The following is a 15,786-nucleotide window of genomic DNA, read 5'->3' on the forward strand; positions in this document are numbered from 1 at the left end:
ACCCTAAAACTGAATATCCTATGTTTCTGAAAAAATATTTGTTCATACTGCTGCTAAGTTCTCCTGCTTGGGGGCAGCAAAGTCCACAATTTGAAGCTCAACTACTAGATAGTAATGTACAAATCGGGTATGGATTAGCCATCGGAGATGTAGATGGCGACAAAAAACCTGATATACTTTTAGCAGACAAAAAACAGTTTGTTTGGTACCGAAACGGCGATTGGAAAAGGTTTGTACTTGCTGAAAATCTTACCGAACAGGATAATGTATGTATTGCCGCACGTGATATTGATGGGGATGGCAAAGTAGAAATAGCCGTAGGCGCGCAATGGAACCCTGGCGAAACATCTGATACAACAAAGTCTGGTTCTGTACATTATCTGGTTCGGCCAGGCGATATTACCCAACCTTGGAAGCCGGTAAAACTTCATCATGAACCTACCATTCACCGGATGCGGTGGATACGGACCGGAAGTAACACCTATCAACTAATTGTGCTTCCTTTGCATGGCAGAGGCAACAAAGACGGGCAGGGAGAAGGAGTAAAAGTGCTGGCGTTTGATGTACCAAAAAATAAATCTGCCGCATGGAAGTATCAGGTGATTGATCAATCTATGCACATGACACATAATTTCGATGTATGGGATGCGCAGGGAACTACGCCTGCAACCTTGCTTATCGGTGGGAAAGAAGGAATTAAAAGAATCGTTTTTGAAAAAGGGAAGTGGACTGCTGCCCAAAAACCATGGGCCGTGCAGAATTATTCACTCGGCGAAGTGCGTACCGGATACCTGCAAAATAAACAGCCATTCATCGCAGGTATTGAACCGATGCATGGAAATCTGCTGGCTGTGTACCCGGTGAATAATCCGGAGGCTAGAAAAGTTTTGTATGAGGAAATGAATCAGGGGCACGGACTGGCGTTTGCAGATCTGTTACAACTAGGCTATGGACAAATTCTTGTAGGATGGCGTAATCCCGATAAAAATAACAAAGTAGGCCTTAAGCTATTTGTGCCTTCCGATGCCCAGGGTACTTCCTGGAAAGACTTTTGGATAGACAATAATGGAATGGCTTGTGAGGACCTGCAAGTGGCTGATTTAGATGGCGATGGTAAACTGGATATTATTGCAGCCGGCAGAGCTACTAACAACCTGAAAATTTACTGGAATAAGAATACATCTAAATAATTATACTTAACATAAGTATAATTATTGTAACAAATCTTTTAAGTAATATCTATTAAGCGTATTTTTTATGGCTTTTACTTTTCGCTCCTGAAGGAAGTATAAGTGTTGAGCCATTTTCAGAGAAATTTCCTGGAAGTACAAGCATACTCCTGGAGAAGCTTGAGCTATTAATGGAAGGTCTACACTGGCTACCTGGGCAATCCGGGGATAGCCGCCTGTGGTTTGGTGATCGGCCATTAATAAAATAGGGTTTCCTTTTGGAGGAACCTGAATGGTGCCGAAGGTAACTGCCGTAGAAAGTAATTCCCGCTTGTGCTTTAATATCAGCGGCTGCCCCTCTAACCGGTATCCCATTCTGTCCGACGAGTAGGTTATCCTGAACGGATTTTGCCAGAAAGTATTTTTACTTTCCTGGGTAAACCATGCGTATTCCGGACCTGGCATCACACGGATCACTGGATTGGATTGGTACAAGTGATAAAATGAAGGTTCCAGGCTCCACCCAGGATAGGAAAACCCCTCGGCCATTTTTACTGTTTTTGTTCTCTTTAAAAGAAAACCATTTGTTTGATTGAAGGGGATGCAATCGTTTTTTTGTAAGGCCCGGCCATGCCAGCCCCCCAGTTTGGCACGTAGGTAAGTGGAGTAACTGCCCAAAACAGTAGGTATAGCCAGGCCTCCTGCAACGGAAATATAGGCGATGCAACCTTGAATGGACTTGCCGAAAGACAAAATACTATTCTTTTCTACGGATACTGGCCGCCACATAGGGACGGGTTGGCTATTAATAGCAGGGGAGAGGTTAGCGCCAGTAATGGCTAGTACACAGTTTTCCTGAAACAGGATTGTTGGACCTACCTGGATTACTTCTATGCTTGCCTGGTTTTCTTGGTTTCCTACCAGTAAATTGCCCATCCGTAAAGACAGCCTGTCCATTGCACCGCTTACGATAATGCCATCTTTCTGGAAGCCGTATCTGCCTCCATCCTGCATAGTGGTAAGCAATCCTGGTTGTAAAATTTTGCTACTCAACGCTAGTTCCTTTCTTTAACGCCAAAAATTCCTTCTCTAAAATGGGAATAAATCTAATACTATCACCAGCCTGTAGGTAAGAATATGGCTCTTTTTCCGGATTGAAAAGTGCAAGCGGTGTACGTCCTATCAGTTGCCATCCACCAGGCGTTTCAATGGGGTAAATACCTGTTTGTGTGCCAGCTATGCCTACTGATCCGGCAGGTATTACCGGACGGGGTATATTTTTTCTGGGAGAGGCAATCCGGGAATCCATACCACCTAAATAGGGAAAACCTGGAGCAAAACCAATCATGTATACTTTATAATCTGTTGAAGCATGTATATCTATCACCGCTTGAAGTGATAAGCCTGCCTGATCGGCAACAAACTGAATGTCTGGACCATAGGCTCCGCCATAACATACCGGAATAGTTAGTTTGCGCGGATTTAGTTTTGAAGATACTTGAACAGTTGAACTCAGTTGATCAATATATTCTTTTACCAACTCAGAGGCATCTTTGTTTCCTCCATCGCTAACAATCCAGGGGTCATAGTACACGGTAAGGGTGGTGAAGGCGGGTATATATTCAACAAACCCCTGGAAAGGCTGCTGTTGAAGTGTTGCCGCAAATGCCATTATACAGTTGTGTATTTCGTCATTAATTGCCTGTCCAAATTCAATTACAATCGCTTGTTCGCTTAAAGCAAATAAGGTATAAGTTGGTAATTCAGAATGTTTTGCTGACATATACTTCTAACATAGCTTTAGAAAAGAAAACAAGGCACAACCTTTTATTTTTCTGAGTGTTGTATGTTTATAAAAACCTACGGTTCCCTTGAATGAACCTTATAAATTTAAGTTCTCCTGCTTGTATTTAGCTTACCGCTTGTAAAATATAATTTCACTACCTAATTAATTTACTAATATTGAAGTTAATTCCGATTCTCACTACCTATCAAACTTTTTATGAAAGATTACAAAAAATACTATATCATTCCTGCCACGCCAGAAGAAGTATACATTGCACTTACCAATCCATTCACCCTACAGCTCTGGACTGGTGAAAAGGCTGAGATGTCTACCGAACCGGGATCTGAATTTTCATTGTGGGATGGAAGTATTGTCGGGAAGAACCTGGAATTTGAAGAGAGTAAAAAAATAGTGCAGCAATGGTATTTTGGCGACCAGCCGGAAGATTCAATTGTTACTATTAAACTGCATCCGCACAAGAGTGGTACTTCTGCCGAACTACGCCATACAAATATTCCGGATAATGATTATGAGGATATAACCGATGGATGGGACAATACCTACTTTGCTTCCTTAATAGAATTTTATGATTGATGGACATAAAAAAACAGGCTGCCACTTTCTTCAGCCTGTTTTTTATAAAATTAGTAAAACAGCTTATTCTGCTGCCCACTTCTTCAAAAACTGTAGCCCTTCTTTAGCAAATCCATCCTGACTAGGCACCAATGGCCGCCAGATACATACGGCGCCAGCCAATTCTTTTATTGCCGGCGTAAAACTTTCTATTGAAACAGCACCAGTATAGTTTATTGCTTCTAGGCCTCTTTTATAGGCATCCCAGCGGGTTTGTCCGGTTCCGGGTGTGCCGCGGTAGTTTTCCGATACCTGTACATGAATTAATTTATCACCTGCCAGGCGGATGGCCCGTTCAATGTCCGGCTCTTCAATATTCATGTGAAAACCATCTAATATCACATTTGCCGCCGGATGATCAATATCCCGGATCAGTTGCATTACATCCTCTGCTGTGTTAATCAAATCTGTTTCAAACCGGTTTAGGGGTTCCAAGGCTATTTTTAAACCCTTTTCCTGAGCCATTGTACAAACTTTCCGTAAGTTTTTAACTGCCCGTTCCCATTCAATTTTTTTCTGCTCCGGCGAAACAAGCCTGGCTTTCCCTACGGCCGAATACATAGGCCCAGCCAGAAAACCGGCATTTAATTGCTCGCAAATTTCAAAGCATGCCTGTATATAGTCAAAACTGTTTTTATGATAGGAGGGATCGTCGTGGGTGAGATCGCGGCTGGTACCGAAAGCACCACAGATAATGGGTTTCAGGCCATTTTCAATCAAAGCAGCTTTTACCACTTTGGTATCTAGTAAGGAAGGATCTTCCACAGGAATTTCTACCATATCATAGCCCATCTCTTTAATTTTTGGGAATAACGATACCGTTTCCGTACTGAAGGGAGAAGTCCATAGCCAGGTGCTTACTCCGAATTTTACTTGTAGACTCATGGGTAGTTTTAAAAGATACTAGGCTGTGTAAAGGTTAAATATCTAAAAAGTATATGTAATTCTATGCTTTACTTTGTTGAATTTTTTGGATTTTCTTCCAAGTAATCATCTATTGTTTTGAAGTACGTTATGCTCCAGCAGACCCTACCTCTCTGCCCGGAAATATAGGTGGCACAAAATTTTGAGTCACTACTATATTCTCTTTATAATGCAATTATCAGTATTTTCGTATATAAAATCCTAGTATAATTTGTCTATTATTGACAGTATCTTGTCATATATGACAGATATGAAAATCCCATCAGATAAAAATAAGGAAGTTGTATGAAAGCAATGGTCCATAAGTCGGCTATTCCAGACACCAAACTTTTTGTAGTAAAAGAGCTTTCGGCTCCGGCATTCGACCCAAACTGGCATTTCCATTCCGAGCACCAGCTGTTTGTTGTATTGGAAGGCACCGGTACCCGTTTTGTCGGCGACAGTATTAAACCCTTTAAAGAGGGAGATATGGTATTTACCGGCCCTAATCTTCCTCATTTGTGGAGAAGCGAGGACGCTTATTTTAATAAAGCCAACCATTTGCGGACTCATGGCATTGTGATTTATTTCAAGGAAAATTTTTTGGGGGAATCATTGATGAAAAAGGAGGAAATGGAAAAAATCCGTATTCTTCTGCAAAAGTCAGTGTATGGTCTGGAAATTAAAGGTGAAACTAACCGGCTGATTACCCAGATGATGAAAGAACTGGTTCATTTGCAAGGCATTCCGAGCCTCATTCAGCTACTGAAAATACTCGATATTCTCACCAATTCTACAGAGTGTTACACCATTGCGCATTCTGGGTATATTAATCAGTACAAAGAAGATGAAACCGTACGGATGACCAAAGTATATGAATATGTGATGCAAAATTTCAGGCAAAAAATAAGTCTGGATGAAGTAGCTGCCTTAGCTAATATGACTCCTTCTTCGTTTAGCCGGTATTTCAAGGCCAGGGCAAACAAATCATTTTCTAATTTTGTAAGCGAAATACGGGTAGGAAATGCCTGTAAACTCATTCACGAACAAGAAATGAATATTGCCCAGATTAGTTATGAATGTGGCTTCAATACGCTTTCTAACTTCAATAAACAATTCAAAGAGATAACCGGCAAAAATCCGTTAAAGTATAAAGAAGAATACTTCAAATCCACAATTGACCGCTAGTCTTAAAAAGAAGGTGGAACCGAAAAAGTATGGATACTTCTTCAATTCCACTTTACTTAGTTAACCTTGTCGAACTATCTATGATCACGTATTGAAAAAACTTCTTCTGTTATCTGAACTGAATTTTTTGCACTGGCGTGTATAACATTTCGGCTACGCCTACCGTTTTTACGGCTAGTCTTCCAAAGCAGTATCCTTTAGCAAGCACAGCTGCCGGAACAGCCGTACTAAATGATAGATTCTGGCTAAGATCAACCAGGTCGGCACCTTCCTTTTCTACTCTGCCTACGTTGTTATTGGAGTCTACAAATTGGGTAGCGCCTATATATAATATTACCCGTTCAACAGCTCTATCGCCGGAAATCTTATCTACTCTGCAGCTGGCCGTAATTTCAGTGCCATTATTGCCAAATGTTTCGTTGGCTATCAGGTAGTAAGGTTGAACAGGCACATCTACTACAGCGGAGCCACGCACTTGTACATTTACTGTATCTGAATTATCTACCCATGGGCCGTTTCCTCTTAACAAAACCAGTTTATAGTCGCCATCAAACAAGGAAGCTGAAAAAGTGCCATCCTGGTTAAGAAAGACAGGAATTTTGGAATATAACTGAAATCCAGGCTGCCACAATTCCAGTTGTACGCCATTCGACCGTACACCTAGGGCTTGATTCTGGTAGATTACCCGTCCGGTTAAGGTAGATTTGGGTGGATCAAAATTGTCTTTCTCACAAGCAGATAAAATGCCTGCCAGGATTAGAAAAATATAGGATAACTGATGTAGTTTCATAGCAGTAGATTAATGGAAGGGGTTTCTTATAATTTTTGGGTTGTTGTTGATTACCGTCTGATCAATAGACGAGTAATAATTTCCTAACTGGAACAGGCGTGGAGCCCGGAATCGGGGGGCTACCATCTTTACAAATACATATTTGTCGTTGCGGGCGTCACCAGGGCGTACGATGCGGTAAGGATACAAAGCATAGATCATAGCATCGGGATTAGTGGTGCTGCCATTCCATACTTCATGAGCAATGCGCCAGCGTTTTAAATCCCATACCCGGTGATCTTCAAAGGCTAATTCTACCCGGCGTTCATTTTGTAATTTTTGAAGTGTCAGCTCAGTAAGGCTGTTTGGACCAAATCCTGCCCGTGCTCTTACCTGATTGATATAGGTTAAAGCGTCTGCTGTCTGGCCAAGTTCCAGGGCTGCTTCACTAGCATTCAGTAAAATTTCACTCAAACGGAAGCGTACCCACCACATATCACTTCGTACACCCCGGGTGCTGGACATGGGAGCCGGATCTATGTATTTACGTAAATAAAAACCAGTGTTGGATACTTCGGTTTGTGAACGCTGAGGCCCTGAACCGCCGGTAAGCAATTTGCCATCGGTATAGGTAGAGCCCAGTTGATCAGACTCTACAGCCCGGTAACTGCCCCCTTCCCAAACCATTACCCCTGCTTGTATCTGCACTTCCAACCCTTTAAAAGTAGTTCCAGGATAAATAACAGTTCCATAGAGGCGGGCATCTTTATTAGCGAAAATGTCCTGCAGGTTGTCGTAATAAATATAGTCGCTGTTGTCTGCAGTACGGGTTTTCAACTCACCCGAAGTTCCATCCAGGTATTCAAAATCTTCTACCAGGTTCAGCGAAGGAGTAATAGCAGAGGAAGCCAGGTTGTCTTCCCGGATGTTGCGGGCAATGTTATCGTAGGAGAAACCATGCCGCTTATCTTTGCTTACCAGAAAATCCATAGCCATAATTACTTCTGGGTTGTTGGCTTTTTTAGTAACGGCCTCAAAGAAATTCTCCCCCAGGTTTGGATTACCCTGATACAACGAATACTCACCACTGTTAATAATCTCCTGAGAAGCCTCCAGTGATTTGGTGTAGTAGTCTACAGCTCTGCCTGCCGGAATTCCTACTTCTCCACCTTGTGTGGTAATGGGAGCTCCCATCTGATTATTGTACTTAGCAATAGATCCGGCATACAACATAGCACGGCTTTTTAAGGCAAGGGCTGTAAATTTATTGGCTCTGGTGTTGCTGCCATTGTTACCCAAGACATCTTTTATTGCATCCAGCTCACTGGCAATAAAATCGTACACTTCTTCTTCTTTGTTGCGTGGAAGTTGCAGAGAGGTTGGGTCGCCGCTGAAATCATAAATCAACTGACTGGTAACTAAGGGTACACCGCCCATGCGTTTTACCAGTTCAAAATACTGATAGGCTCTTAAAAACCGGAACTCGGCCGCAAACTGTGTTTTCTGGTCAGGGGTAAGCTTGGTGCCGTATTTTTCCATATTTTCCAAAGCCAGGTTTATATCGCGGATCAGGCCATAATCCCATAACCGCCAGCGGTCGAAGGGATAGGAAATAATGTTGTTCCAAGCGTCTCCATTGCCAGACCACATAGCTTCGTCATACGCAGCAAACTCCTGCCAGCCGGCATTCAATTGTGTGTGGGAAGGTAGGCGGTTGTAATAATTGGCCAATAAGCTAGTAATCATCTTGGAGTCATTCCATACCTGTTCTTCCAGAATAATATTAGGTGGCTGCCGTTCTAACCATTCTTTTTCACAAGCACCCAGCGAGAGTAAAGAAATACTGAGGATTAAATATTTATATAAGCTTTTCATAGAGATCGGGATTAAAGAGTTACACTGAAACCTGCATTGAGTAACCGTTGCTGGGGATACACCAGGCCATTTCCAGAAGAAATTTCAGGGTCAATTTCAAATTTCTTCACATTGTCGATGGAAAAGAGGTTGGTACCATTTACATAGACACGCATGGCTTCCAAGCCAATTTTGCCAATCAGTTTTTGTGGGATGGCATAGCCCAGTTCCAGGTTCCTCAGCCGTACATACCGGACATTGGTAATCCAGAAATCACTACGGCGGCTCAGGTTCACATGCGAAGCATTGTCTTTGCGGATGGCCGGATAGGTGCCGCCCACCCAGGGGCTATCTGCATTAAATGGATCTTCGCGGTGCCAGCGGTCTTCCAGCATATAGGCAGGGGAGGTACCATTGTTCTGGTAAGGAATTTTCAATTCCCAGTCACGAAGGAAGCTTTGCATATTGGCACCGGCAAAATCTACGAGTAAGGTAAATCCTTTCCAGGCCACACTTCCGTTAATACCAAAGCTCATATACGGATTCGCCCCCAGGGCATAGCCAATTGGCCGCTCGTCCAGGAAGTTGATCAGGCCATCGCCGTTTACATCTTTAAACTTAAAATCTCCCGGAAGTTGAGTTTTGTTGCCTTGTTCATCATTATTGATGGTGTACTCATCTATCTCCTGCTGCGACTGGAAGCGGCCCACAACCTGATATCCCCAGTTAATGTTTGCCCACCGGTTTTCAATGGAGTTGCGGTATTCTTCCCAGGAATTTCCAAATCTGGGTTTATAGGTTTCTAAATTTCTGAGCCTGGAAATAGTGGCATTAATGCCCAGCGAATAATTAACATCTCCCTGTTTTCCCCGGTAAATTAAGGCACCTTCCAGACCCCGGTTTGCATCAGAATTAAGGTTTTCATTGGGTAAGCTATAGCCTACTTCTGTTGGCAACAACACATCGTAGCGGGGAGCCGGCAAACCAGTGCGTTTTCTTTCGAAAATATCAAACTGACCTGTTAAGGCATTGTTGAAGAAACCAAAATCAATACCTACGTTAGCTGTCTGGTTGGTAATCCAGGAAAGGGTCGTGATGGGCAAACCTCTGGGCTGTACGCCAGTAACTAAATTTCCATCAAATACGGCGTTTCCGCTCGGATAGGTATAGCCAGGTAAATAACTGAACGGATTAATGATAAAGGTAGGGTTATCCGGGAAAAATCCATCATTCCGGATTATATCACTCCCTGTACGGCCATAAGAAGCTCTAAGCTTTAAATCACTTAAGAAACCTACATTGTCTTTCAGGAATGGCTCTTCGGAGATACGCCAGCCAATGGAGGCACCAGGGAAAAATCCATACCGTTTGCCAGGAGCAAACAGGAACGAACCATCGTAGCGGCCAAGTACTTCTACTAAATATTTCTCCCGGTAATTATAGTTGATTCTTCCAATATACCCTGCCCTGGCTTGTACCCGGATTTCGTCCAGTAAGAAGTCCTGATTAGCAAATAGCTGAATAGGAATATAATTATTAGGCGGTACTGTGTGTACGATCATATAATTACTATTCTGGTCTGACCGCTCATAGGCTGCCACCGCCGATAGGCCATGGTTGCCTATCTGTTTATTATAGGTTAGCTGAAATTGTGCAAACCGGTCGATAATATTCCGTTTCCGCCTTTCCCGCCAGGGGTTCTGGTTTCCGCCTCCCGGAACTACATTATAGCTGTCTGTAGCTTCGTCATACGTATAGGCATCATAGGTATATTCAAAACCATCAAAATCGAAGTTGGAGAACCCATACGAATAGGTACCTTTTGCCGACAAGCCAAAGTTAAAATCATACTGGGCAGTGAAATTTCCTTTAACTGTGCGCCAGATTTCATCAATATAGCCGGTTACATTTTCCTTATACGTAGCCGGATTTACATTAACATTGTGTGTCTGGTTAATATAGTTCGGATTATCATTCGCATAGGGGCGCTCTGTCGGCCACATAGTGAAAATACTCAGGAAAGGATTGAAATAGTCGTCTAGCCCGGGTACGCCCACCTGATGGCGGTCTTCAATCCGGCCACTGATCTGAGATCCTACACTTAAGCCTTTGAGTAGTTTGGCATCAATATTTGCCTGAATGTTGGTCCGGTTAAAGTTATAATCCCGGATTAAGGCATCCTGGTTTAAATGACCTACTGATACAAAATAATTAATGTTTTCAGAGCCTCCCGAAGCATTAGCATTGAGCGAATATTGAGGCACATTAGGACGCATCACCATATCGTAATAGTCGAAGCTACGGAAGTTTCTTTCGGTGCCTGCCTGCCACTTGGCTAACTCATCTGGGGTAATATTGGTTGGTATACCCCGGTTCTGGTCTGACTCGGCCAGGCCACGCACATGCTGATAGGCATTGGCCGGTTTAGGATACCGGGTAAAATTCTGTAACCCATAATACCCGTTGATGTTAATGGCTGTTTTTTGCTTATTCTTTCCTTTTTTGGTAGTTACTAGAATTACGCCATTAGAAGCACGTAACCCATAAATGGCAGCAGACGCATCTTTTAGAATGGAAATATTCTCTATGTCGTTCTGACCCAGGTTATTAAATTGATTGGCATCTGAAGGAATGCCATCAATCACAAACAAAGGTTCGCCCATATTCCGCACTTGTATATTGGTAGCTCCCCCTGGCCTGGCATCTGGCTGGCGGGCGGTAATACCTTGTATCTTCCCAACCAATGCGCCAGACGTCGTCACGGCTGGTGTGCGGGTTAAGTCTTCGGATTGAATAGTACTAATCGCCCCTGTTACTGTTCCTCTGGATTGTGTACCGTAGCCCACTACCACCACTTCTTCCAGAGATTTGATATCCGGAGCCATGCTGACATTCAATGAGCTGCGGTTACTGATGGGCACTTCCTGTGAAACGTAGCCAATGTAAGAAAAAATGAGTATGCCATTTCCGTCCGGAACAGTAATGGAATATTTCCCATCCACATCTGTAGTGGCACCGTTGGTAGTGCCTTTCAGCACCACGTTCACACCGGGCAGAGATTGCCCGGCATCATCTGTAACCGTACCGGATACCTGAAAATCCGCTATCCTGGAGAATGAATATTTATTGCCTGCGTGGGCAATAAACAACATACCACTGCTACACTGCACCAGCATACCAAATACAAGCAATTTGGTGATGCTGACTCCTAGTTTACGTAGACTGCCTCTCATAGTTTGTTGGTTTTATGGATTGATTTAAGCATTTAATTGTATTTGTAAGGTCTATTTTTTATTAGAAAAATTATATTTTTAAAAGGATGCAAATGTACTCTTCAAGTAATAGTTCACTAGTTAAAAATCGTAAAAGAATAGCCCGGCATTCACAGGCAGGAAAAAAGAAGCAATAGTATACCCGCTAGCTATTTTTGCTTACAAATAGGTAGCTATTTTGTTACTGAATGGTTGTTAGAAACTGTACTAACTTTATGGAAGATACACCCCGATGCGCCCAAACTTCTTAGGTAGAAGCAATACTTTTACACGATGATAGAAACTATCAACTTGCTTTTAAAGATGATTTCATTCAATAGTAAAATTCGCCTTGAATTTTATGTTTTATATAAATGAACCATGTTTTAGTAGTACAATTATCAGAATTTATTTTCCAAAAATCTTTCTGTATTTAATCCGATTCTGACTGTATTTTATCATAAATATTGATTTCTGTATAAATTTTAGAAAAAATCAGCTATGGATAGGATGAAATGGTGGCTATACAGCTATAAAAACAATGTATAAAAGGCAAACTAATGCAGCTATAGTTGTATGCGCCCAAAATGGCAAAAACGAAGTGAAGAGTATAGGTCAATTTAGTTTACCTAAGTTAACCTATCCACAAATGTTTAGCCTTGTGAAGCTTCGGGTATAAAAGGACTTTTATGAATTATCAGTCCACGGATAAGAAAAGTAATTCCAGGAATTAACAGTTTGCTAACTTCTAACCCTTATTTTTGTAAAATTTTAGAAGTATGTAGCTATATGCTTTCTATCTGGCACATACCAGGTGTAGGGAACGTAGGGTTGAGAAATACAATGCAACCTAGAAGTTCATACTTTCATCAGTAACCGGAATTATCAATAGAAATCTATGAAAAGTCATTCGCCACTCGTTCTCACCAGAGCTCAGGAATCCAGGGCAGCCATTGAGCGGATTTATATTACCATGCGCCATTTATTCAACAGAGGCTATTATAAGCCTTCCCGGGTTTCCGGAGAAGAAATGCGCCGGGCCATGCTTATTTTGCGGCCGGAAATATATGGTTCGGTAAACGATCCGCAAAAAGTGGAACTCGATGGCCTGGTATATGTGATGGACCGCCTGCCGAAGGGAATAGAGGGCTGCCGCTTTATAACACTGTCGTCCAGGGAAGGGTATGAGAATTCTAAATTTCAGGTATTGGTGCCTGCTAAACGCCGCCGTAATTGCTACCTGATAGACGAGGAGCAAATGGTGATAGAAGTAACCAACGGGCGTTCAGAAATTTATGATATCATGACACACCTCACATTTATGTTTATGGAAGCAGATAAGATTCGCCAGCATGCCTTTCATGAACGTGGTGGGGTAACGCGGGAATGGGAGAAACTGGAAGAAATAATCCTTTCCGGAGGTACCGTAGAAGACGATGAACGGGAACTGGCTATAACCTATGTAAGCACCATCTTAGGCCGCACTTTTGGCGAAACGGAAAAAGCTTTCCACCGCTTCCGCGAAAATGCCGCGTCTAATAGCGGCTTGTTTGAGATCGTATATAAATTAGGCAAGGTATCCATGTTGGAAAAAGATCAGCAGCTGGACCGTGAGATAAGCTTTACACCTACCTTGCGTGAACATATCGGCCATCATTTTTATGGCGAACGGTGGGCAAATCATATCAAGCATTACCTGGTAGAAAAACAACTCCACGAACGGCCCATTCATATCATCAGTGCTAATCCTCATAGTGTAATTAATTGCTTATATGCCCCGGCTGCCCTTTCTGAAAACCAGGTAGAAGAAGATATTTATGAGATGGCGTTAAAACTAAGCCGGCCTGAAAATGATGGATTACGGAAAAAAGTGATGAAGTATGCTTTAGATAACGGGCTGCATCAGCTGGAAGATGTTTCAGGGACCAACATCCTGGTACAACTGGTAGATACAGCAAAAGTGGATATTAAGAAAGTGCATCCTCAACTGAAATACGATAAAGACTATGTGAAGAAACACAAACCAGTAATTCTGGTTATGGATTATGCCTTTGGCGAGCAAGCCTTTGAAACGATGGATGAGTTACTAAAGCCATACGACCACCTTACCAGGGGCTTTGATATGAATGTGGCTTCTATTTCGGTAATGGGCAAAGCAGGTATTCTTACCGGGGAAAAAGGCGATTTAATGATTCCTACCTCCCATATTTTTGAAGGCACGGCTGATAACTATCCACTAAATAATGAATTCACCGTGGAAGAGTTTGCCCGGGAAGGCGTAAACGTATATGAGGGAGCCATGATAACAGTATTGGGTACCTCGCTGCAAAACCGGGATATTCTATCGTATTTCAGAAATTCCTCCTGGAAAGCGGTAGGGCTAGAAATGGAAGGGGCACATTACCAGAAAGCTATACAATCGCAGGCAATGATCCGGGGCAGTATCCGCAAAGATGTTAAAGTACGTTATGCCTATTATGCTTCTGATAATCCACTCATTACCGGTGCTACCCTGGCATCTGGAAGCCTGGGTACGGTTGGCGTAAAACCAACCTACCTGATCACCCTTAAATGCCTCGGCCGTATCCTGAGTCATGAGGAAACACCGGAAGCGGTTGAAGCTAAATAGGGATAATTATACTACAGTTGTAAGTACTACTTTATCTTCCGCAGGCACACTAGTAGGATATGTGCCTGCTTTTTTGTGCTAATGGCAGGCTATACGGGGTATAATTTTTTGGATTCTTCCAGGTGAAAAGCCAGCAAAGGAACTTCACAGTGGTATGCCATTTTTTTGGTTAAGCTTCCATGAAGGATTTTTTCAAAAAAACTTCTGCGGGCAGTAGCCATACATACCATATCAGCTTCGAGAAATTTGATGGCATGACATAATTCATCGAGTACCTGATCGCCGGTAAAAGATTTAAATGATATAAAAGGATAAGCTATGTTCGGCTCTGCAATTTCTTTGAACCAGGCCATCAGTTCTTCATCTTGTTTTTTATGTGTAGAGATGTGGGTGATAATTATCTGAGCCTGGCTGGGTCTGGCTAGGTCAATTAATTGATTGATATACCTAAAATCATTGAACTGAAAATCGGTAGCATAAATGATTTTTTCAAGTTTCTTTTGCGATGCACAAGCTGGGATGATGAGTACGGGGCAGTCTACATTTTCCAGAATATAGGCCGAGTGACTACCGATTAGTACTTCCTCCAAACCCTTAGCCCCTAACGTTCCTAACACCAGTAAATCTACTTCTTTCTCCTTAACCACCGCCCGAATTCCATCCAGCAGCAAATCTTCCCGGATTATTGTTTCCACAGGTATGTTTCCGGCTATTTCTTTTACCCGTTTCTCCAGCAGCTGCAATTCATCCAGCGTATTCTGGTCGATGGCGGGTTCAGCCATAAGAATGACCGAATACTCTGAAATGGCTACCGGAACATGGTACGAATGAAATAAAATTACTTTGGCATTTAATAAACCAGCCAAGGAGGCTGCATACATTACGGCATTGGTGGCATGACTGGAAAAATCGGTAGGAACCAAAATAGTTTTCATAGGAGTAATTGTTTAGGTACAGATCTGTTGCAGCATTTATCTACTTGAATCTACAAATAACTTCTCCTATCCGGGATGACTTCTGTCAGTATCACGACTGAATCTGCTCATTAAATAGCGCCTACGAATGGCTATGTTTGCATACTTTCCAGAAGCTCGTCCCTGGATGGCTTATGAGGCGACAGGCTATAACTGATACCTTCCATATCCAGAAAATCCATTACCCGCTGGTATCTTTCTTTTTTCACGTCAAACAGGCAGAAATTGTAGTAAGGTTCATTAAAGGCTATTACCTCAGTTAGTTCAGCCAGCCTTTGCATAGACTGGTATTGTTTGGTAGTCAGGTCTTGTTGTTTTATTGTAAAGTACCACATGGAATAAGATATTAATTTTAACCTGTGTTAATATGCTGATACAAGGTCATATCACACATACGCGTACTATTTTTTTTATTAGCAATTAGCTAATATCACAGCTATAGTGATACGTTGCGTAATAAATAATATAGGTAATCTACAGCTATTTACGTATAGTGAGGATGTATAAGACAAGTTTTGTATAAATTTCTTCTTCAGTTGATCCGGTATTTTCCTTTGAGTTTTAGTAGATTCGACCTAAGTACATGTCAAAAGTTGAATGTATTTAAGTACAATCTGATCATCGTGCTTG

At 42.2% G+C, this 15,786-nt stretch carries 12 protein-coding genes; 4 read left to right on the top strand and 8 right to left on the bottom strand.

The annotated features are described in order from the left end of the window. Positions 1-20 precede the first annotated feature (20 nt). Positions 21-1,190 (top strand): FG-GAP-like repeat-containing protein, encoded by a 1,170-nt coding sequence (locus Q0590_RS29160; protein ID WP_302041180.1) that lies wholly within the window; start codon positions 21-23, stop codon positions 1,188-1,190. 21 nt (positions 1,191-1,211) lie between these two features. On the opposite strand, the gene Q0590_RS29165 is transcribed toward Q0590_RS29160, so the two are convergent. Together Q0590_RS29165 and pxpB are read right to left on the bottom strand one after the other, a co-directional pair. Next, positions 1,212-2,222 (bottom strand): 5-oxoprolinase subunit C family protein, encoded by a 1,011-nt coding sequence (locus Q0590_RS29165; protein WP_302041181.1) that lies wholly within the window; start codon positions 2,220-2,222, stop codon positions 1,212-1,214. Continuing rightward, positions 2,215-2,952 (bottom strand): 5-oxoprolinase subunit PxpB, encoded by a 738-nt coding sequence (gene pxpB / locus Q0590_RS29170; protein WP_302041182.1) that lies wholly within the window; start codon positions 2,950-2,952, stop codon positions 2,215-2,217. Before pxpB ends, Q0590_RS29165 begins: the two co-directional genes overlap by 8 nt. A 219-nt stretch (positions 2,953-3,171) precedes the next feature. On the opposite strand from pxpB, the gene Q0590_RS29175 reads away from it, so the two are divergent. Further along, positions 3,172-3,549 carry an SRPBCC domain-containing protein gene (locus Q0590_RS29175; RefSeq protein ID WP_302041183.1) on the top strand — a complete coding sequence of 126 codons (378 nt, stop codon included), beginning with the start codon at positions 3,172-3,174 and terminating at the stop codon, positions 3,547-3,549. A gap of 63 nt (positions 3,550-3,612) precedes the next feature. On the opposite strand, the gene Q0590_RS29180 is transcribed toward Q0590_RS29175, so the two are convergent. After that, the gene (locus Q0590_RS29180) at positions 3,613-4,473 is read right to left on the bottom strand and encodes a sugar phosphate isomerase/epimerase family protein (protein ID WP_302041184.1); all 861 of its coding nucleotides are present in this window, start codon (positions 4,471-4,473) and stop codon (positions 3,613-3,615) included. 324 nt (positions 4,474-4,797) lie between these two features. Between Q0590_RS29180 and Q0590_RS29185 the strand changes: the two genes are divergently transcribed. Further along, positions 4,798-5,679: an AraC family transcriptional regulator gene (locus Q0590_RS29185; RefSeq protein WP_302041185.1), complete on the top strand. Its 882-nt coding sequence runs from the start codon at positions 4,798-4,800 to the stop codon at positions 5,677-5,679. Positions 5,680-5,788: 109 nt separating this feature from the next. On the opposite strand, the gene Q0590_RS29190 is transcribed toward Q0590_RS29185, so the two are convergent. The 3 genes from Q0590_RS29190 to Q0590_RS29200 are packed head-to-tail and all read right to left on the bottom strand — an operon-like array spanning position 5,789 to position 11,454. Beyond that, positions 5,789-6,469 (bottom strand): DUF3823 domain-containing protein, encoded by a 681-nt coding sequence (locus Q0590_RS29190; RefSeq protein ID WP_302041186.1) that lies wholly within the window; start codon positions 6,467-6,469, stop codon positions 5,789-5,791. Between the two features lie 9 nt (positions 6,470-6,478). After that, positions 6,479-8,323, bottom strand: a complete 1,845-nt coding sequence (locus Q0590_RS29195) for a RagB/SusD family nutrient uptake outer membrane protein (protein WP_302041187.1) — start codon at positions 8,321-8,323, stop codon at positions 6,479-6,481. Between the two features lie 11 nt (positions 8,324-8,334). Next, a complete protein-coding gene (locus tag Q0590_RS29200; protein ID WP_302041192.1) occupies positions 8,335-11,454 on the bottom strand; it encodes a SusC/RagA family TonB-linked outer membrane protein in 3,120 nt (1,039 codons plus the stop codon). A gap of 997 nt (positions 11,455-12,451) precedes the next feature. On the opposite strand from Q0590_RS29200, the gene Q0590_RS29205 reads away from it, so the two are divergent. Next, positions 12,452-14,182 (top strand): DUF6909 family protein, encoded by a 1,731-nt coding sequence (locus Q0590_RS29205; RefSeq protein WP_302041188.1) that lies wholly within the window; start codon positions 12,452-12,454, stop codon positions 14,180-14,182. An 89-nt stretch (positions 14,183-14,271) separates the two neighbouring features. On the opposite strand, the gene Q0590_RS29210 is transcribed toward Q0590_RS29205, so the two are convergent. Together Q0590_RS29210 and Q0590_RS29215 are read right to left on the bottom strand one after the other, a co-directional pair. Beyond that, positions 14,272-15,117 carry a universal stress protein gene (locus Q0590_RS29210; protein ID WP_302041189.1) on the bottom strand — a complete coding sequence of 282 codons (846 nt, stop codon included), beginning with the start codon at positions 15,115-15,117 and terminating at the stop codon, positions 14,272-14,274. Between the two features lie 131 nt (positions 15,118-15,248). After that, on the bottom strand, positions 15,249-15,491 hold the full coding sequence (locus tag Q0590_RS29215; RefSeq protein ID WP_302041190.1) for a hypothetical protein: 243 nt from the start codon (positions 15,489-15,491) through the stop codon (positions 15,249-15,251). Positions 15,492-15,786 lie beyond the last annotated feature (295 nt).

It is taken from the genome of Rhodocytophaga aerolata (assembly GCF_030503435.1).
Classification (GTDB): Bacteria; Bacteroidota; Bacteroidia; order Cytophagales; family 172606-1; genus Rhodocytophaga; species Rhodocytophaga aerolata.